Below are 18,512 nucleotides of genomic sequence, written 5' to 3' on the forward strand. Positions count from 1 at the left end.
CGCCTTTTTTTTATCCGAGCGGCGTTTGGGAGCTGTCTTTCGGCCCTGTCCCTCCTCATCTGCCTCGCCCTGTGCGCCCCCGCGGCACAGGGGGCCCATGGCCTCAGCGTGCGCGTCACCCTTCCCGCCGTCCTCCACACGGCGGACAGCGCGTTCACGCTGGGGGAGGTGGCCGGGATCGAGGGGCCACAGGACGCGAAGGAGGCCCTGTCCGCCCTGCTCCTGTCCGAGGAGGGTGGAGTGCTCACGCGGGAGCAGGTGCTTCAGGCCATCCGGGCCAGCGGGCTTGAGGGCGTTCGTGTGGAGCTCACCATGCCCGCCGTGGTGCGGGTGGAGCCTTCGGGGGGCGAGGTCGGCGCCCCTCAGGCCCCCGCCCCCCGCTCTGACGTTTCCCTGTCATCTATGATAAAATCACTGGCAGGGTGGGACGGCGCGGTGGAGGTCGCCGCTTCGGGCCCCGTCCCGGCGGGACGCCTCGTGGCGCCGGCCTCGATGGTGCCGGGGACGCCGGCGGCGACCCTGCGGTTTCAGGACGAGGCGGGGCGGCTGCGCTCGCTGGCCGTGCGGATGACGTGGCGCCAGGACGTTCAGGTCGCGGCGCGGACCCTTCAGAGGGGGCGGCCGATCCGGCAGCAGGACCTCATGACGCGCCAGGTGCAGATCGCCCGTCCGGGCGTCTACGCCGAGCGGGCGGAGCAGGTTTTGGGCTTTATCCCGCGCCGGACCCTGAATCAGGGGGAGCCCGTTCTTCTGGAGCTCCTGACCTCTCCGACCCTCGTCAGGAAGGGACGGCCGGTGAAGGTGGTGGCCCGGCTGGCCGGCCTCACGGCGACGGCAGAGGGCGTGCTTCTGGACGACGGCGAGCCGGGGGACGTGGTCCGCGTGCGGCGGACGGACCGGAAGAACGCGGTTTTGGAAGCGCGAATCATTGATGAGAACACGGTGGAGGTGACGGTCCCATGAAGATTTGCTTTAGGCAGGGGAGGGGCGCTGCGCTCACGGCCCTTGCGCTCTGCGCCCTTTTGGGGACGTTCCTTGCCGGGGCGGCCGACGCCGCCTCGCTGTGGGACGACCGGACGAACTGGATCGTTGACGTGCGACCGGGGCGAGTGGGGGACGTGGTGACCGTCCTGGTGAACGAGAGGACGAACGCCAAGGACGAGGCGACGATGGACCTCAAGAAGTCCTCCAGCAATTCCGTCAGCGACGGGACGGGCATCCTGAAGTTCATTCGGGCTCTCTCCCTGACCAGCAAGAACAGCAGCGCCGGCGATGGCTCCTTCGAACGGAAGCACCACGCCACGGCCACGGTGGCCTGTCTTGTGACCGAGGTACTGCCGAACGGGAACCTGGTCATCGAGGGGACGCGCGACGTCCGCACGAGCGAGGAAACTTTGCAAATTCAGCTGGTGGGCGTCATCCGCCCCCAGGACGTCAACAGCGACAACCAGATCAACAGCTCTCTCGTGGCCAACGCGGAGCTGGCGGTCAAGGGGCGCGGCGCCATCGCCCGCACCCAGAAGCCGGGGATCATCTCACAGATCCTGCAGGCCGTGTTCTAAGGAGAAGCGGCGAATGAAGTGCTTTCGAGCTCTCGGTTTCGTCTTGGCGTGCCTCCTCGTCGGCCTGCAGACCGCGGGGGCGACGGCCTCCGTCAACCTTCAGGACATGGACTTCACCAAACTGCACCCCAGGGTCCGCATCAAGGACATCGCGGATATCGAGGGCGCACGGGACAACCAGCTGACGGGGGTCGGGCTGGTGACGGGCCTGCGGGGGACGGGTGACAACTCCGCCATGACGACCCACATGATGCGGAACATGATGCGCAACTTCGGCGTGACGCTGGCCCCGAACGAGGTAAAGACTCGAAACGTCGCGGTGGTTTCGCTGACGGCGACGCTTCCGCCCTACGCGCGTCCGGGGCAGAGGATCGACGTGAGCGTCAACGCCATCGGCAACGCTCAGAGCCTTCAGGGAGGGACCCTGATACAGGCCCCCCTTCACGCTGCGGATGGCAACGTCTATGCGGTGGCCCAAGGCTCCGTGCTGGTGGGGGGATGGGCGGCGGACGGAAGCTCCGCTTCGACGACGAAGAACGTCCCCACGGTGGGGCGCGTCCCCAGCGGGGCGATCGTGGAGAGGGATGTCCCCTCGGACTTCACCCTGGGGGGGCAGATGGCGCTTCTCCTGCGCGACCCGGATTTCACCACGGCTCAGCGCGTCGCCGACGCGATCAACCAGAAGTTCGGGGCCATCGCGTCCCCCGTGGACGCGGGGCGGGTGGCCGTCAACCTTCCGGGGCAATACCTGGCGGCTCCCACGGCCTTCCTCGCCAACGTGGAGCGGCTTGAGATCACGCCGGACATGGTGGCCAGGGTGGCCGTGAACGAGAGGACGGGGACGGTGGTGATGGGCGGCAACGTGCGCATCAGCTCGGTGGCGGTGGCGCACGGGAACCTGACCGTGTCCGTGAAGGACGACCCGAACGTCGTGCAGCCGGAGGCGTTCAGCGGCGGAGAGACGCGCGTTGAAATCCGGACGGACATCACGGTGAACGAGGACGGGGCCAGCATGATCGCGATGCCGGCCACCACGACGGTCCGCGACATGGTGCGCGTGCTGAACGCCATAGGGGCGACGCCGAGGGACATCATCACGATCCTTCAGGCGATCGACAAGGCGGGCGCGCTGCACGGCCAGCTGGTGAACATGTAGGAGGGGACGGGGAGATGACGATCGACGCCCTGCGGGAGAGCGCCTCCCGCGCGGGTCGCGCGCGGAGGACGGAGGTCGATCCGGAGGTCCACCGGTCGAAGGAGGCCGGGCGGCTCCGGGAGTCCTGCCAGCAGTTCGAGTCCATCCTGTGGGCGAAGCTGTGGAAGGAGATGCGGAACACGGCGCGCTCTTTCACCACCTCAAAGGACCGGCCCTGGAAGCAGATGGAGGACCTGTCGTTGGAGATGGCCTGCGACGAACTGGTGGAGAGGTCGGGAGGCGCGGGCCTGTGGAAGATGCTCTACGACAGCATGATCGAGCGCGTCGCCGCGGAACAGGAGCGGGAGCGAGCGGACGGCGAAGGGCAGGACGCCGGGGACGCGGAGGCCCCCGTCTCCTTTGACGCCCGCGCATGAGGCCCTGCCCTGGTGGAGCGAGGGCCTTCGCTTTGGGTGCTTCGGATGTGGCCGTTGCTGTCGCTGGGGGCCCGGAGCGGTTTTCTTTTCCGAGGAGGAGGGGCGTGCCGTCGTGGAGTTCCTCGGCATCGACCCCTCGGACTTCAAGCGCCGCTTCGTCACGATGCGGTGGGGAAGCCCCAGCTTCGCCGAGCGGTCGAACGGCCACTGCGTCTTCTACGATGCCGGGAGCGCGCGGTGCCTCATCTACGCGGTGCGGCCCGAACAGTGCCGCTCCTTCCCCTTCTGGCCGGAGCTCCTCCAGTCGCGCGCGGCGTGGGACGCCGAAGCCCGCCGTTGTCCCGGCATGAACGAGGGCCCGCTTCGCAGCGCGGCGGAGATCGAGGAATGGACCCGCAGCGCCCGAAATTGGCTTGCGGCGCGGGAGGGCGGCCGGTGACGGGATGACGTTAAAACTCTCGAAGCCAATTGACAGAAGTCCCCAAGTGTCCTACACTAAAATTGTCTGTGGATTCAAACTTAAGCCGTTGCTCTTGGAAGGTGTTTTCTTCGTTATGCTGTTGTGTGTTGTGGGAAGCCCGAGTTTTGGGCGGAGTTCGTCATGAACCGGCAGGTCATAAGGAGGAAATTGAGATGCAGTCTTGGTTGGGTCCTGTTTTTGGCGAGTTTTTCGGTACGTTGGTGCTCATCGTGTTCGGCGACGGCGACGTCGCGGCGACGGCGCTGAAGGGATCGAAGGGCGAGGGAGCGGGCTGGGTCCACGTGAACTGGGGCTGGGCATGGGCCGTCGTGATGGGCATCTTTGCCGCCCAGGCGACGGGATCGCCCCAGGCGGACATCAACCCTGCCGTCACCCTGGCGAAGTTCATGGCCGGGACCTACGCGGCGAACGAGGCCCTGGTGGTCATGGCCGCGCAGTTCGTCGGCGCTTTCCTTGGGGCGGTCATCGTCTACTTCGCCTATCTGAACCACTGGGAGGGGACGGCTCCGGACGCGCAGCTCGCCGTGTTCTGCACGGGGCCGGCCAGGAGGAATTACCCCTGCAACTTCCTGACGGAGGTCATCGCCACGTTCTTCCTGGTGACAGGCATCATGTGCATCTTCTCGAAGGGCGTCGGCGGGCAGGGCGGCTGGATGGGCGCCTTCATGGTGGGTGGCCTGATCTACGTCCTCGGCGCTGCGCTGGGCGGCCCCACGGGCTACTCCATGAACCCCGCGCGCGACTTTGGTCCCCGCGTGGCACACTTCGTCCTCCCGATGGCCGGCAAGCGCGATTCCGATTGGGGCTACGCCTGGGTTGGCACGATCGGCCCCTGGGCCGGTGCCGCCGTTGCGTTCTTCTTCTGCCGCGCTTTTGGGTTGATGTAGCGTTTTTCGGGGCCGGGGGCTTTTGTCCTCCGGCCCTCTTTCGTCCATGGAGGCCGGCTGCCGCACTCAACGGGGCGGGAGGTCGGTCCGTTTGCGTAAAGGAGGTTTTGTCATGTCGGAGAAGAAGTACGTGGCCGCGATCGACCAGGGCACGACCAGCACCCGATGCATGATCTTCAACAAGAAGGGCCTGCCCGTGTGCTCGGACCAGATGGAGCACGCGCAGATCTACCCCCATCCGGGCTGGGTCGAGCACGATCCGATGGAAATCTGGTCCCGCACCCAGGACGTCATCCGCAACGCGCTGGAGCGCGGCGGCATCTCACCGGCGGAGATCGCCGCCATCGGCATCACCAACCAGCGCGAAACGACGGTCGTGTGGGACAAGGCGACGGGCCGTCCCATCTATAACGCCATCGTGTGGCAGTGCGTGAGGACGCAGGACTTCTGTGCCCAGTGGCAGAAGATGCCCGGCTGGGAGCAGACCGTCACGGGCGAGGGCAAGGTGAAGGACCACACGGGGCTCCTGATCAACCCCTACTTCTCCGGGACCAAGATCAAGTGGATCCTGGATAACGTGCCCGGCGCGCGGGAGCGCGCGGAGCGCGGCGAACTGCTGTTCGGAAACACGGACTGCTGGCTGATCTGGAACCTCACGGGCGGTCCCAACGGCGGCGTGCACGTCACGGACGTGTCGAACGCCTCCCGAACCCTTCTGATGAACATCGAAACGCTGCAGTGGGACAAGGCCATGCTGGACTTCCTGGACGTCCCGGAGGCCATGCTGCCGAAGATCATGCCGTCGAGCGGCGTGTTCGGCATGACGGCGAAGAACGGGCCCTTCGGGGCGGAGATCCCCGTGTCGGGGGACCTGGGCGACCAGCAGGCGGCGCTCTTCGGGCAGGCGTGCCTCAAGAAGGGCGAGGCGAAGAACACCTACGGCACGGGCTGCTTCATGCTGATGAACATCGGGGAGAAACCCATCCAGTCCATGAACGGCCTCCTGACCACGGCGTTCTACAGCCGGGAACAGGGCAAGTGCGTCTACGCCCTCGAGGGGTCCATCGCCATCGCCGGAGCGGCCGTCCAGTGGCTGCGCGACAACCTGAAGCTCGTCGATGCCGCGCCGGACACGGAGTTCTTCGCCTCCAAGGTGGAGGATTCGGGCGGCGTCTACTTCGTCCCCGCCTTCTCCGGCCTCTTCGCGCCCCATTGGGACATGACCGCGCGGGGCGCCATCGTGGGACTCACGCGCTACGTCCAGAAGTCGCACATCATCCGCGCGACGCTCGAGAGCATCTGCTACCAGACCCGCGACGTCATCGACGCCATGCAGAAGGATTCGGGCGTCAACCTCACCAGCCTGAAGGTGGACGGGGGCGCTGTGAAGAACGACCTCCTGATGCAGATGCAGGCGGACATTTTGGGCGTCGAGGTGGTGCGCCCCGTCGTGAACGAGACGACGGCCCTCGGCGCCGCCTATGCCGCAGGCCTTGCCGTGGGCTTCTGGAAGGACGAGAACGAGATCCGGGCCAACTGGGCCGTCGACCGTAAGTTCGCCTCGCTGTCGCTGCCGGAGAAGCGCGAGAAGATGTACGCCGGCTGGAAGAAGGCCGTGGAGAAGTCCCGCGGCTGGACGGAGTAGGTCGGCTCCGGCTGTCCCGCGCCGCCGGCCGCTTCCTGCGCGGCAAATGAAGGTCAACGAACGGGCAGCCCGCTCAACCCTGGGCTGCCCGCCTTTGTAGCACAGGCAATGTGGGGAGGGGGTAACACAATGTCCCGCGAAGAGTTTGACGTCGCCATCATAGGCGGGGGCGTCGTGGGGGCGAGCCTGGCGCGCGAGCTCACCCGCTGGAGGGTGCGCGTCGTCGTCCTGGACAGGGCAGCGGAGCTGCCGTCGGGAGCCAGCCGCGCCAACAGCTCCATGATCCACGGCGGCTTTGACGATTCGCCGAACACCCTGAAGGCGCGCTTCTGTCCGGAGGGGAACCGCATGTACCACGCGCTGAAGGACGAGCTGGACTTCCACCTGGACGAGTGCGGTTCCTACGTCTGCGCCTTCGACGACAAGGACATGGCGCACCTGGAGAAGCTCCTGGTGCAGGGCAGGGCGAACGGGGTCCCCGGACTGGAGATCGTGACGAGGGAGAGGCTGCGCGGGAACGAGCCTAACGTTTCACCCGACGTCAAGGCGGCTCTGTGGTCGCCGACGGCGGCCATCGTCAACAACTTTGAGGCGGTCGTGGCCTTTATGGAGAGCGCGAAGATCAACGGCGCCGTCCTTCGGCTCGAAACGCGGGTTACGGGCCTGATGCTGGACGACCGGGGGGAGGTGCGGGGCGTTGAAACGGACCGCGGCCCCGTGTACGTCCCGATCGTGGTCAACGCCGCGGGGGTTCACTCCGAGGAGGTCGCCTCCTGGGCGGGCGAGCCGGACTTCCACATCACACCGACCCGCGGCGAGTACTTCCTGCTGGACCGCACGGCGGGGGACTTCGTCACGAGCTTTCTCTTCGCCTGCCCGTCGGAACGGGGCAAGGGCGTCACCGTGGCCCGCACGGCGGAGGGCAACCTGCTGGCGGGCCCCACCGCCACGGTCCAGAAGGACAGGGACGACACCGCGACGACCCCGGAAGGACTGGCGCAGGTGCTGGAGGGGGCGCGGCGCCTCGTGCCCAACTTCCCCGTGAACCTGAACATCACCACCTTCGCCGGCGTCCGGGCCAACACGGACACGGGGGACTTCGTCATCGAGGCGCTGAAGGCGCCCCGCGGCTTCGTGAACGTGGCGGGGATCAAGTCGCCGGGTTTCACGTCGGCCCCGGCCATCGCCGTCCACGTGGCGGAGATGATCCGCGCGGAGCTGGGGGACCGAGCGTCGTTTGAGCCCAACCCCCATTTCGTTCCGGAGCGGCGCGGCATCCCCCGGTTTGCGGAGCTCCCGATGGAGGAGCGCGCACGGCTGGCGAGGGAGGACCCCGCCTGGGGACAGATCGTCTGCCGCTGCGAGACGGTGACGGAGGCTCAGGTGCTGGAGGCCATCCGGCGCGGCGCGCGGACCGTTGCGGCCGTCAAGATATGGACCCGCGCGGGGGCGGGCCGCTGCCAGGGCGGCTTCTGCTGCCCGCGGGTGGCGGAGATACTGGCGCGGGAGCTTCAAATCCCCTTGACCGAGGTCACGCGGCACGGCGGGAACTCCCGGCTCCTGCTGGGCGGGGCGAAGGAGTTCCTTCTCGACGAGGGGCGAGGAGAGGAGGCGCGGTCATGAACGGCAAGGACAGGATCGACGTCCTGATCGTGGGGGCGGGACCGGCCGGCATCGCGGCGGGGATCGGGGCGCGCCGGGCCGGCGCGGAGCGCGTCGTCGTGGCCGAGCGGGACTGGGACCTTGGCGGCATCCTTCAGCAGTGCATCCATCCGGGCTTCGGGCTGCGCACGTTCAAGGAGGAGCTGACGGGGCCGGAGTACATGCACCGCTTCGTTCAACAGGCACGGGAGGCGGGGGTGGAGTTCCTCACCAACACGATGGTCTTTCGGATGGACCCGGACGGGGGGCTCTGGACGATGAACCGGGAGCGCGGGATCGAGCGCCTGACGGCGGGCGCGGTGGTGCTGGCCATGGGATGCCGCGAGCGCCCTCTGGGGGCCATCCGCGTTCCGGGCACCCGACCCGCCGGGATCTACACCGCCGGAACGGCACAACGCTTCGTCAACATGGAGGGCGGGATGCCGGGCAGGCGGGCGGTCATCCTGGGGTCGGGGGATATCGGCCTGATCATGGCCCGCCGCATGGTGTGGGAGGGCGCGTCCGTCGAGGGGGTCTACGAGGTCATGTCCTGGGCGGGTGGCCTGAGGCGCAACATCGCGCAGTGCCTCGACGACTACGGCATCCCCTTCCACCTGGAGACGACGGTGACCCGCGTGCACGGCCACGACCGCCTGGAGGGGGTGACGGTGGCGAAGGTGGACGAACGCCGCGCGCCCATCCCCGACACCGAACGATTCGTCCCCTGCGACACGCTCCTGCTGGCCGTGGGGCTCATCCCGGAGAACGAGCTCTCGCGCATGGCGGGCCTCGCGATCCACCCCGTCACGGGTGGCCCCGTGGTGAACGACCTGCTGCAGACCAGCCGCCCCTCCGTCTTTGCGGCGGGCAACGTGTCGATCGTCTACGACCTCGTGGACAACGTGAGCGACGAGGGGCTGAGGGCCGGGGAGAACGCGGCGCGCTACGCCCGCGGCGAGCTGTCCGCGGCGCGGGCCATTCCAGTGCGCGGCGGCGAAAACGTCCGCCTCTTCCTGCCCCAGTGCGTGACGGGGGAGACGGACGTCACGATCTACATGCGCGTCACCCACCCCATCGAGGGAGCGTGTCAGGTAACGGCGGAGCCGGGGCTGTTCTCCCGGCGCCTGCGCTACGCCCGCCCCGGAGAGATGTGCGAGGCGCACATTGAGGCGCAGCGGGTCCGCGCGGCGAACCCCGAAGAGATCGTGGTGGACGTCCAGCCGGCCTGATACCAATTCGCGTTTAAAGAAGGGCAAGAAAGGCCCCCCTGCAAGGGGGGCTGCCCCGAAGGGGCTGGGGGGTGTTGAGTAGGCTAAGAGCGAACCCCTCCGCCGCCCTTGGCGGCACCTCCCCTTTCAGGGGAGGCAATCCACATTAGACGCGATTTGGTATGAGCCAGTGCGTTGACGGGACCGGAAGGGATCGGTGGTGCTGGAATGACGAGGGAACGGAAGTTTATCTGCGTCTCCTGCCCTCTGGGCTGCGGGTTGACCGTGGCGTTGGACGGGGACGCGATCGTGAGCGTGAGCGGCAACAGTTGCCCGCGGGGCAAGACCTATGCTGAGTCCGAGGTGAAGAACCCCTGCCGGGTGTTTGCCTCCACGGTGCGGGTGAAGGGCGGCCGGCTGCCCGTCTGTCCCGTGCGGAGCCGGACCCCGGCGCCCAAGGGGAAGCTCCTGGACATCGCGCGGGCCGTGGGGGAGCTGGAGGTCCCGGCGCCCATCGCAATCGGACAGACGATCCTGAAGGGCGCCTGCGGCACGGACGTGGACATCGTCGCGAGCCGCGACCTGTCCGCTTTGTAGGCCCATCTGCGGGCGGGGGGAGCGCGCCGTGTGCGATGGTCGTTTAAGGGGGCGTCGGTTGACGGGGCGGGGGCGCTAAACCGCACCCTTCGTGTCTCCCTCCCCCTGCGGGGCCGCATGGCCCAGGAGGCGCGCCTGCTCCCGGACCCGCCGGCGCACCATCTCGACGAAGCGCTCCGGCCCCAGCACCCGGACGAGGGGGCCGAACGCCAGGACGCGGATCAGGAGCTCTTTCTCGTCCTGGGTGTCATAGAGGATGTGGAGCAGGCGCTCCCCGCTGGGTCCGGTTTGGGGACGGCAGGGGAAGCTGGCGAAGTGCAGAAGGGCCCGCTCCATGGCCTGCCGTTCCTCCGTCAGCAGCAGCACGACCGGCTCCGTCCGCGCTGAAGGGAGGGCCGCGCCCTCGGCTGCAGCGTACCTCGTGCCGAGGACGGCGCACTGGATGCGCGCCAGGTTGATCGTCTCTTCCCAAGCCGGTAGCCCTGGGTCGGCGCGCCGGGCGAGGAGGCGGAACCGGTCGTCCTTCAGGGAGTATTGAAGCCTTCGGGGCAGGAAGTTCCCGCGGACCTCGCGACCGTGCCCCGACGTGAAGCGCGCCCACAGGAGCCGCCCCTCCCGAAGGGACGTCAGGACCGTGCGAAAGACGCTGCGGTATTCCTCGTCCCGGAAGGGATCGGGGTCGTGGGAGCGGTCGAAGGCGCAGAGGTCCGAGGCCCGGAAGAGCGGCGCAGCCCCGCTCAGCCGGGCCTTCGCGCGGCGCAGGGCCTCCGGCTCCAGAAAGAGCCCCATCCGTTCGTCCTCCAGCAGCGCGGCGAGCCATCGCCGTTCCAGCGTGGAGAGCGGGCGGCGAACGGAGCGGAGACGGGGGACGAAGGCACGGTCGGCCCCCCTTTGAAAGAGCGGCCATTCCCCCTCCGTCAGGGGAGGGAGCATCAGGGCGGGGGTCTCGGCGAAGCCCCACCGGGCGACGCGCCGTCGGATCGCCTCCAGGGTCAGGGGGCCTTCCCGGTCGGCCCGCTCCAGCAATCGGGCCGCGATGACGTAGTAGCGCCCGAAGGCCTCGTGAAAGAGCGCGTCCGCTGCCCTGCACCGCCCGCCGTCGCTTGCGGCGTTCCCCTTCGAGCCGCTGCGGGCCGTTCTTGGCACCGAACCCTCCTTCGGCATCGGGCCGCAGGGGACGGACCCGCCGTCGCCGGAGTAGAGCGCCTCCATGCGGCGGAGGTCGTCGTGGAAGCGCCGCAGCATCCGTCGGTTGTCGCCTTTCAGGCTCAGAATCCGTCCCGTGAACGTCCGCAGGAAGGGAAGCATCTCCATGGAGTCCGACGCCCGCCGCTCGTAGACGATCGTCCCGTCGGGCCGCTCCGTCACACTCCCCCCGCGCCCCTCTCGTTTTAGGCGCTCTGCTACGTAGCGCTCCCTCCGTCCCTCCGTGGTCAGGACCATGCGCACCCGCTCCTCTCGAAGTGGGTAGGGAAGGCTGGCTCCCCACAGGCGGGGGAGGAGGGCGTCGAAGGCCTGCCGCTTGGCCTCGAAGTCGGGGACAGGCTCCCCCAGCCGCGCCGAATCCACGCGGTCCAGCCGGATCAGGGTGAAGCGCCCGCCCCGGTGCAGGACGCCGTAGCGCCGCCCGCTCTGAAGCCCGAACAGGGCCTTGACCGGCGTCCCGGAGACGGTGCGGTCGCGGAGCTTCAGGACGACCTCCCGACCCTCGGCCGTGGCCGTGAGCAGGGTCAGGAGGACCGCGTCGTCCAGCGTGTGGACCAGGAAGTCGTGCTTGAAGCGAAAGAGGACGTTGACCCGCCCCAACTCGTCCTGGATGCGGGCGCCGATCTGTCCGAAGGGAGCCGCCTCCGTGAATAAATCGACGGCCTCCAGCAGGTCCCCGCCCAGGTCCTCCGCACACAGGGGCGCGAGTCGGAACCGCTGGCGGCGTCCCGAATCGACCTCCTCCACAAGCCCCAACTCCGCGTACTCCTTCAGCTTCAGGCGCACCGTCGCGGTGCCGAAGACCTCGCCCCAGCGCTCCGCCAGGGCGTCAGTCGCCTCGTCCGCCGCGAGGGACGCACCGTCGCTCAGGAGGTCCAGCAGCAGGAAGTGGAGCAGAATGTCGTTTCGGGTGAAGCTCTTGGTCGCCCACAGGGCGTAGAGCGGGTTGCGCGGTTCGTCCGCGGCGTCCAGGCAGAGGGAGACGGCGCGGCCGCCCGGCGCGGGGGTGCGGCGCATCGAGTCGCCAAGCCAGCTCTCGATGCGCCGCCGCTCGTTGTCGTAGCTTCGCCTCGCCTCGTACTCCTCGCGGGTCCGGTAGCCGAACAGGTAGAAATCCCGAAGATAGCGGCGCGCCCGATCCAGGCTTTTGACAAGCTCCGAAAAACGCATCTCCTTTCCCCCTTCGTCCTGAAACGGGGCCTCCCGGCCCCTTTCGTTCAGCATACCATGCCGCCTCCCCCCGCGTATCCCAAAGTTCGCAAGTTTTTTTGAATGAACTTTTTGCCCCGATCGGTTATCCTGTATTCAGCGCGTCGGGGGACCTCAAAAAAGTCCGGCGGCGCCCTTGAGCACTGCTCCTGGGCGTTCCGCTGAGCCGCCGCGAGGAATCCTGGGGTTGCGGGTTCGAATCCCGCTCCGGTCGGGAGGCCGGATAGCTCAAAGGCAGAGCGCAGGGCTGAAGTTGCGGGTTCGAATCCCGCTCCGGCCGGGAGGCCGGGTAGCTCAATGGTAGAGTTGCGTAGAAACAAAACGACGAAGTCGGAACGATGGGATATGGCGCTTTGCCGGTTCGGTCGCAGTTTGGGCCGGACGCCCCTGAAACCGTCTCGAGGCGTCCGAGGCCCCGTCCCGGACCTGCTGTGGCCCAGGCCTCCCCGGTGGGGACGGCTCCGGCCCGGCGCGTCCCGGACGGAACGGAGCCCCACGGGGACAGAGGGGCGACGCCGTATTCCATCAATATTCAAGGACGCTGATTGACGAAAGGCGCGTCCCGGAATGAATTTTAAGGAGGAAAAAATGAAGATCACAGTCGGCGAGAACGAGCGCGCGTTTCTCTTTCGCAACGGTCGCTTCGTGAGGATGCTGGGAACGGGCAAGCACCGACTGTTTCGCTTTCTGGGAGAGGAAGTCCGTCGGCTGGACGTGAACGACGAGCCCCTGAACGCCGACATCCCGCTGCCGGTCTACCTTCGTGACGAGAACTTCGCGCGGGAGGTAGAGACGGTGCGGGTCTCCGACGGGCACGTGGCCCTGCACTACGTGGACGGACGCTTTGCGGGCGTGCTGGAGCCGGGGGAGCACACCTACTGGAAGGTGTTCAGGAGCCACGACTTCAAGCTGGTGGATACGGAGGACGATACCGCTACCCTGCCTCCGCTGGTCCAGGAGGCCATCCCGAACTCGCTCTGTGAGCGGGTGGAGGTCGATGCCCACGAGGTCGCCCTGCTGTACGTGGACGGACGCTTTGAGCGCCTGCTGGAGCCGGGACGGTACTTCTTCTGGAGAAACGGCAGGAACATCGACTGGACGCCCTGCGACCTGCGCATCCGCCAGGTGGACGTCGCGGGCCAGGAGATTCTGACCCTGGACAAGGTGGCCCTTCGTCTCAACTTCGTCTGCACGTACCGAGTCCTGGACCCGGTGCGCCTGTATCGGGAACAGGAGGACCCGGAGCGCCAGCTCTACGCGGCCCTTCAGTTGGCCCTGCGCGAGGTGGTGGGACACCTGCGGTTCGACGAGCTCCTGGAGCGCAGGAACGACCTGGGCTCCCTGGTCCTGGAGGCCCTGCCCCATGACGGAATCGTGGAGTTCGTCTCCGCGGGGCTTCGGGACATCGTCCTGCCAGGCGAGATCCGGGAGATCATGAACACGGTGTTGGTCGCAGAGAAGAAGGCCCAGGCCAGCGTCATCACCCGACGCGAGGAGGTGGCCTCCACCCGCAGCCTGTTGAACACCGCAAAGCTCATGGAGGAGAACGCCACACTCTTCAAGCTGAAGGAGCTGGAGTACCTGGAACGCATCTGTGAGAAGGTAGGATCCATCTCGCTGGACAACGCCTCCGGGATCCTGGAGCAGTTGCGGACCATGACCGCCCTCAGCGGGACGAAGTCCGACGAAAGGTAACTGGATTTTTAAGGTAACGCCAGGGATGGAGAGGGTGCCTCTCTCGTGGTATCTCTCCCTACAACCCGCGAGCGATGGCTTTGAATGCTTCTATATTACACGTGCCCGGCCAGCCCGGTTGTCTTTGCTGAAACACCATGTAGTAGCGGAAGTCTTTCCCTGCCGCGCTGGCCCATTTGTCCCCGGTCCAGGCTTTTTCCCGTGAGTCCGCGTTCTCCAAGTGGTCGCCCTTCGCCTCGATCATCAAGACTTTGCCACTTTTGGTCATTGCGATGAAGTCCGGGTAGGCGTGCAGGGGCCCGTTGATCTGAAACTCCCGCTTGGCGATGTTCCGGTGCCACCACAACAGGTTATCCATACCGGAAAGCTCCATCACCATGTCCCGCTCGTAGCCGTTCATGTCCTCCTCGGCGGTGTAGAGGGACTTTGCGATCGCCGCGGTGTGACGGACCGGAGAGATGACCTCCCGCAGACGAAAGGAGGGACGGCAGATGATCTTTCCCTGATTCAGCAGAAGCTCAAAACGCTTCCTTCGGTGTTCCGTCAGCAGCGCGTTGATCTTTTCCTGAATCTTCCTGAAGTACGGGAAGGGCGATTGCTCCATGTCCCCAAGCTGATCTGAGTCCATGTTCTCCACGACGCGCTCGACGTACTTTCTCAGGTCAACGTCGCTGATGCAGTTGATCTTTGACGAAAGCTGCTCGAAGATCGTCTGCCGACACACGGCTATCCTCACGGTGGAGGGCTGGGAGCTGAACCACTTTTTGAACTGGAGGCTATCCGCTTCGGAGAGCTTCCAGGCCCTGGGAGCCTCGCCCTTCGCCCCCACGTCCACGCCGCCGATCTGGGTGTTCATCGTGCTGAAGTCGATCATCGTGTCTTTGTTCCGCAACGTGAAGTCCACCGTCAGGTCCTCCGGCTCCACGATCTCATAGTTGGCGTAGTCCCCCTCGTCCAGGGAGAGCAGGAGCATCTCCTTCTGTATCATGAACTGCGGAAGGATCAGTTTCTGCGCCGTCTCCCGATACTCCTCCCGCATCGCAAAATACTCCATCTTCTCCCGCACCTCCACCGGAACGCGCGACAGGCCGCCGCCGTTTTTGCCGTCCCCGCCTTCCTCCTTCTCCATCTCCGCCTCGTATTTCGCGTTTTGCTCCAGCGCGCGGGCTAAGAGGTCATGACCGGGAATTTCGTCGGATATTTCAGGTTCCGACGAGCGATCCTCGTCCGGTTTCATCGCCTCCGCCACCCTGGTTTTCAGCGCGACGACGTCCACGTCCTGGTCCTCATTTGCCTCTGGAGTCTCATGGGCGCCCGATGGGTTCATTGAATCCGCTTCGGGGGAGATGTGGAGCTGCAGGGCGGAAGGTTGCGTGTCCGCCTCGGCGGCGGGCGCAGAGTCCTCCGCGCGGTAGTCCCGACTGCTGAAGCCTGCGTTGTTCAACCCTGCCACCACGCGCTCCAGCGTGTCGTAGAAGTCGGCCGACGACGTGATGACGTAGGAGAGGTTCAACACCTCGCTCTTGTTTTTTCGCGCGTGCGGAAGGCGCAGGACGCGCCCCAGTATCTGCTCCACGTCGACCGGCGAAGATCGGTTTGCCACCGTGGCCAGCACGTAGGCAAAGGGGCAGTCCCAGCCCTCCTTCAGCGCGTTGACCGTGATGATAAAGCGCACCGGGCAGTCCTGCGAGAGCAGGTCCACGCCCCGCAGCTCGTCCCGGTCGGCGGTCTTTATGGCGATCTGCGCCTCCGGGATGCCCGCATCCACCAGCGTGTCCCTGATCTTCTGGTATGTCGCGTTGTCCGTGCTGTTCTTCGGCTGGGCCTGAAACAGGGCGATGGGGCGGATGTACGCCCCGGACTTCTCCGAGGCGGCGGCCCGCTCCAGCTTCTCCCGGATGCTGATGGCGTCTGCGTACACGTCGCCCTGGGTTCGGCGGTTATAGACGATGACCGGTAGCTTCACCATGTGCTCTCGCTTCAGCTGCACGGCGTCCACGAAGGAGATCACGTTGCTCCTTTCCTTCGGTGTGGCCGTCAGCTCCAGCACGAAGCAGGGGTTGAAGTTCGCCAGCATCTCCCGGCTCAACTCGCTTTGGGCGTGGTGGCTCTCGTCCACGATCACCATTGGATTCATGCGGCGGATGACCTGTATCAGCGCCGTGTCGTCGGCCTCCGCCGATGCGCCGCCGCTTTCGGCCTCCTGCTCCCTGTAAAATCTGGCGAAGGGAGCCAGGTTCCCGTTCTCCTGATAGGCCTTTCGGCCCTCCTTATTCTTTGTCCGGAAGGAATCATAGGACAGCACGAAGACGGAGAGCTGCTCCGTCACGGCCACGGGGTTGAAGTTCTGGCCGTTCAGAAGTTCCTGTTTCGTATAGACCTCAACGCGGCCGCTGAAGTCCAGGTTCAACTGCTGGCGGTAGGGGTGGCTGGCGGTGGAGAGCGCCTGATGCGTCTGCGTCAGGATAGCGTCCGATGGCACGAGCCACGCTACGGCCCGCACGCGACGGGCGGGCATGGCATTGAAGACCCGGCGCACCGCGTTGGCAGCGATGAAGGTTTTGCCGCCGCCGGTGGGCACCTTCAGGCACACTTCCGGCACACCCTCCAGTCCGACGCGGTAGGTCGCCATTCCGCTTTTTCCGCCATCGGTCACGGGCACGCCCCGCTCCTCCCACAATCGGCGGTAGGCCTCCCTGCTGTTCTGCGTTTCGTTCAACAAGTCAAGGAAACGCGACAGATCGGCGAGGACATCCTGTTGATACGATTTCAACTCCATCTTTCGCGCCCCCTATATCTTCGTTATGTCCCGCGGGATTTTCTTAAATAAGACTCCGTATTTTTTCAGCTTGGCCGCCGACAAGGTGCAGATGTCCGCGTAGATGACTCTGGCAGCCGGCCCCGCCGGGAGCGTCCGCAAAAAGGCTTCGTCCAGGGCCGTGGGGCGGTCCGGCTCGTAGTAGAAATAGTACTCCGTCCCGTTCCATTCCCCCAGGCGCCAGGGGCTGGCGTCCGTTGGCGCCCCGGCCCAGGGCTGGCGCGTCTCCGTGTACCACACGTACTCCATCAGGCGCTCCGTCGGCGTCCTGGGGTTGATCAGGCCCTCCGCCGTCATCACCGTCGGGCCCAGCTCACAGAAGGTGAAGTCTCCACCCGTGCCTTCCGTGCCGCCGTAGCCGTTGATGACCCGGCGCACGCGCTCCGCCGTGATGCTCTCGGCGTAGTCCATCATCTCGACGAGGATGAACCGCCGCCGCCCGCCGTCGGCTTTGTTCATATTCAGCACGGCGTGGGCCGTGGTGCCGGACCCGGCGAAGGAATCCAGGATGATGGAGTCGGGGTCGCCCGCTATCTTCAACACGAACTCTACCAGCCGCCGGGGTTTCGGTGTGTCAAAGGTGGCCCGGCCGTCGAAGATGGCCAGCATCTCCTTCTTCGCCTCGTCGGTGTGCCCCGTCTCCGCGTAGGTCCACAGATTCGTCGGCAGACGTCCGCCCACGCTGTCGAGGTATGTCTTTCTCGTGATGCCGCCTTTGCCGCCCTTCGTGAAGTAGAACCGTGGCCACTGGCCCCGCTTGTACACCTTTCGCGCATCGGCGGCGGCCTTCTCCGGAGGAACCGCCAACACGATGGCCTGCACTCCGGGGCGCACCTCCTCCGCCGCCACGCCGCACACGATCGCCCGTGCCTCCTCGTCGTGGAGGTCTTGCAGCTTGTAGGCCGTCCACCCGCTCATGATCTCCAGCATCTGGTCCTGTCCGAAGGTCCAACAACGTCCATTTGTTGGGTAAATCATCTCGCCGGTAAAGGGGTGCTGGATGGCGTACACCATGCCCTGATGGGTGGCCGCGCCGGGCGCAAAGGGGTTATCAGAGCGCCACAAGGCTACGTCGTTGTCTGGGTTCCTATATTTTGCGTCCATCTCTTCCGTCCTTGGGAGTTTGTTTGGATTCCAGCCGGGACGCCGGCTGTAGGTCAGGATGTGTTCCACCTCGTTGACGATGCCCTTGGAGTCGTTGCGGGTGGAGTAGGTGCGCTGCCATGAGATATTGGACACGAAGCAGTCCGGGCCGAATATCTCATCACACACGGCCTTCAGGTTGGAGTATTCCGCGTCGTCAATGCTGATGAAGATCGCGCCGGCAGGGCTCAACAGGCGGTGCAGCAGCCGAAGGCGCGGGTACATCATGCAGAGCCATTTGTCGTGTCGGCTCAGGTCCTCGCCCTCTTTTCCCACCACCGCCCCCAGCCAGCGACGGATCCTCGGGTCGTTCACGTTGTCGTTGTACACCCAGCCCTCGTTGCCGGTGTTGTATGGCGGGTCGATGTACACGCACTTAACGCGACCTTCGTAGCGCGGCAGAAGGGCCTTGAGGGCCTCCAAGTTGTCGCCGCGTATGATGAGGTTGTCGCTCTCATCGGCCCCCACGGTGTATTTCTTCTCCAGCACGCGGAAGGGGACCTCCTGGTGGTGGTTGATCACCTTGTCCTTCCCGATCCATTCAAGCGTTGGCATGAGCTGTACCTCCGTTGGTTCGTTCGTTCCGCTCCAGATACGAGCCGTGCGGCCTGCTCTGACCGTGGCCGTGACCCCGCGTCGGCCTCTTCAGTCGGATGCCTCCCCCGTAAGGAGTAAACTCGATTTTATCACCAACCTTTGCTGTGTGATCGCCCCGATCGCCGGCACAAGTCGCCTCCCTTTTCCGGGGAGGCGACGACGTATTCTGGTTCGGGGAAGGTTGATTGATTGAACGCAGAGTTTCGTCAACGCAGGTTTTTGCGTGTTGACCCTGGGTTACGCGCAAAATG

General features: G+C 65.9%; 14 protein-coding genes and 1 tRNA gene. 12 read left to right on the forward strand and 3 right to left on the reverse strand.

What is annotated here, in order from left to right; translation table 11 throughout:
* Window positions 1-108 precede the first annotated feature (108 nt).
* From flgA to ACK28C_RS08040, 10 genes are all read left to right on the forward strand, one after another.
* On the forward strand, window positions 109-963 hold the full coding sequence (gene flgA, locus ACK28C_RS07995) for a flagellar basal body P-ring formation chaperone FlgA (RefSeq protein ID WP_208872808.1): 855 nt from the start codon (window positions 109-111) through the stop codon (window positions 961-963).
* Window positions 960-1,562: a flagellar basal body L-ring protein FlgH gene (locus ACK28C_RS08000; protein ID WP_015556293.1), complete on the forward strand. Its 603-nt coding sequence runs from the start codon at window positions 960-962 to the stop codon at window positions 1,560-1,562. The genes flgA and ACK28C_RS08000 overlap by 4 nt, the downstream gene beginning before the upstream one ends.
* 13 nt (window positions 1,563-1,575) lie before the next feature.
* A complete protein-coding gene (locus tag ACK28C_RS08005) occupies window positions 1,576-2,718 on the forward strand; it encodes a flagellar basal body P-ring protein FlgI (protein WP_015556292.1) in 1,143 nt (380 codons plus the stop codon).
* A 14-nt stretch (window positions 2,719-2,732) separates the two neighbouring features.
* Window positions 2,733-3,134 (forward strand): hypothetical protein, encoded by a 402-nt coding sequence (locus tag ACK28C_RS08010; protein ID WP_015556291.1) that lies wholly within the window; start codon window positions 2,733-2,735, stop codon window positions 3,132-3,134.
* A complete protein-coding gene (locus ACK28C_RS08015) occupies window positions 3,118-3,573 on the forward strand; it encodes a YkgJ family cysteine cluster protein (protein ID WP_243440579.1) in 456 nt (151 codons plus the stop codon). Before ACK28C_RS08010 ends, ACK28C_RS08015 begins: the two co-directional genes overlap by 17 nt.
* A gap of 194 nt (window positions 3,574-3,767) precedes the next feature.
* Window positions 3,768-4,502, forward strand: coding sequence for an MIP/aquaporin family protein (locus ACK28C_RS08020; RefSeq protein WP_015556290.1), 735 nt, complete (start codon window positions 3,768-3,770; stop codon window positions 4,500-4,502).
* A 112-nt stretch (window positions 4,503-4,614) separates the two neighbouring features.
* Entirely contained in the window at window positions 4,615-6,147 is a 1,533-nt protein-coding gene (gene glpK / locus ACK28C_RS08025) for a glycerol kinase GlpK (protein WP_015556289.1), read from the forward strand.
* Window positions 6,148-6,276: 129 nt separating this feature from the next.
* Window positions 6,277-7,770 (forward strand): NAD(P)/FAD-dependent oxidoreductase, encoded by a 1,494-nt coding sequence (locus ACK28C_RS08030; RefSeq protein ID WP_015556288.1) that lies wholly within the window; start codon window positions 6,277-6,279, stop codon window positions 7,768-7,770.
* On the forward strand, window positions 7,767-9,017 hold the full coding sequence (locus ACK28C_RS08035; RefSeq protein ID WP_409152031.1) for an NAD(P)/FAD-dependent oxidoreductase: 1,251 nt from the start codon (window positions 7,767-7,769) through the stop codon (window positions 9,015-9,017). The genes ACK28C_RS08030 and ACK28C_RS08035 overlap by 4 nt, the downstream gene beginning before the upstream one ends.
* Before the next feature lie 207 nt (window positions 9,018-9,224).
* Entirely contained in the window at window positions 9,225-9,593 is a 369-nt protein-coding gene (locus ACK28C_RS08040; protein WP_015556287.1) for a DUF1667 domain-containing protein, read from the forward strand.
* A 75-nt stretch (window positions 9,594-9,668) separates the two neighbouring features.
* On the opposite strand, the gene ACK28C_RS08045 is transcribed toward ACK28C_RS08040, so the two are convergent.
* Window positions 9,669-12,023 carry a WYL domain-containing protein gene (locus ACK28C_RS08045; protein ID WP_015556286.1) on the reverse strand — a complete coding sequence of 785 codons (2,355 nt, stop codon included), beginning with the start codon at window positions 12,021-12,023 and terminating at the stop codon, window positions 9,669-9,671.
* Window positions 12,024-12,225: 202 nt separating this feature from the next.
* Between ACK28C_RS08045 and ACK28C_RS08050 the strand changes: the two genes are divergently transcribed.
* Both ACK28C_RS08050 and ACK28C_RS08055 read left to right on the forward strand, forming a co-directional pair.
* Window positions 12,226-12,288 (forward strand) — tRNA-OTHER (locus ACK28C_RS08050).
* 308 nt (window positions 12,289-12,596) lie between these two features.
* Window positions 12,597-13,703 carry a slipin family protein gene (locus tag ACK28C_RS08055; protein WP_208872805.1) on the forward strand — a complete coding sequence of 369 codons (1,107 nt, stop codon included), beginning with the start codon at window positions 12,597-12,599 and terminating at the stop codon, window positions 13,701-13,703.
* A 58-nt stretch (window positions 13,704-13,761) separates the two neighbouring features.
* Here ACK28C_RS08055 and ACK28C_RS08060 read toward each other — a convergent pair whose 3' ends face one another.
* Together ACK28C_RS08060 and ACK28C_RS08065 are read right to left on the reverse strand one after the other, a co-directional pair.
* A complete protein-coding gene (locus tag ACK28C_RS08060; RefSeq protein WP_015556284.1) occupies window positions 13,762-16,482 on the reverse strand; it encodes a DEAD/DEAH box helicase in 2,721 nt (906 codons plus the stop codon).
* 12 nt (window positions 16,483-16,494) lie between these two features.
* Window positions 16,495-18,219, reverse strand: a complete 1,725-nt coding sequence (locus tag ACK28C_RS08065; protein ID WP_015556283.1) for a site-specific DNA-methyltransferase — start codon at window positions 18,217-18,219, stop codon at window positions 16,495-16,497.
* Between the last annotated feature and the right edge of the window lie 293 nt (window positions 18,220-18,512).

The sequence above is a fragment of the Fretibacterium fastidiosum genome, from assembly GCF_964642095.1.
Classification (GTDB): Bacteria; Synergistota; Synergistia; order Synergistales; family Aminobacteriaceae; genus Fretibacterium; species Fretibacterium fastidiosum.

What these genes read in the sequence shown, in the direction of transcription:
- ACK28C_RS08000 (WP_015556293.1), top strand. Translation starts at nt 960, where the DNA reads ATGAAGATTTGCTTTAGGCAGGGGAGGGGCGCTGCGCTCACGGCCCTT.
- ACK28C_RS08005 (WP_015556292.1), top strand. Translation starts at nt 1,576, where the DNA reads ATGAAGTGCTTTCGAGCTCTCGGTTTCGTCTTGGCGTGCCTCCTCGTC.
- ACK28C_RS08010 (WP_015556291.1), top strand. Translation starts at nt 2,733, where the DNA reads ATGACGATCGACGCCCTGCGGGAGAGCGCCTCCCGCGCGGGTCGCGCG.
- ACK28C_RS08020 (WP_015556290.1), top strand. Translation starts at nt 3,768, where the DNA reads ATGCAGTCTTGGTTGGGTCCTGTTTTTGGCGAGTTTTTCGGTACGTTG.
- glpK (WP_015556289.1), top strand. Translation starts at nt 4,615, where the DNA reads ATGTCGGAGAAGAAGTACGTGGCCGCGATCGACCAGGGCACGACCAGC.
- ACK28C_RS08030 (WP_015556288.1), top strand. Translation starts at nt 6,277, where the DNA reads ATGTCCCGCGAAGAGTTTGACGTCGCCATCATAGGCGGGGGCGTCGTG.
- ACK28C_RS08035 (WP_409152031.1), top strand. Translation starts at nt 7,767, where the DNA reads ATGAACGGCAAGGACAGGATCGACGTCCTGATCGTGGGGGCGGGACCG.
- ACK28C_RS08040 (WP_015556287.1), top strand. Translation starts at nt 9,225, where the DNA reads ATGACGAGGGAACGGAAGTTTATCTGCGTCTCCTGCCCTCTGGGCTGC.
- ACK28C_RS08045 (WP_015556286.1), bottom strand. Translation starts at nt 12,023, where the DNA reads ATGCTGAACGAAAGGGGCCGGGAGGCCCCGTTTCAGGACGAAGGGGGA.
- ACK28C_RS08055 (WP_208872805.1), top strand. Translation starts at nt 12,597, where the DNA reads ATGAAGATCACAGTCGGCGAGAACGAGCGCGCGTTTCTCTTTCGCAAC.
- ACK28C_RS08060 (WP_015556284.1), bottom strand. Translation starts at nt 16,482, where the DNA reads ATGGAGTTGAAATCGTATCAACAGGATGTCCTCGCCGATCTGTCGCGT.
- ACK28C_RS08065 (WP_015556283.1), bottom strand. Translation starts at nt 18,219, where the DNA reads ATGCCAACGCTTGAATGGATCGGGAAGGACAAGGTGATCAACCACCAC.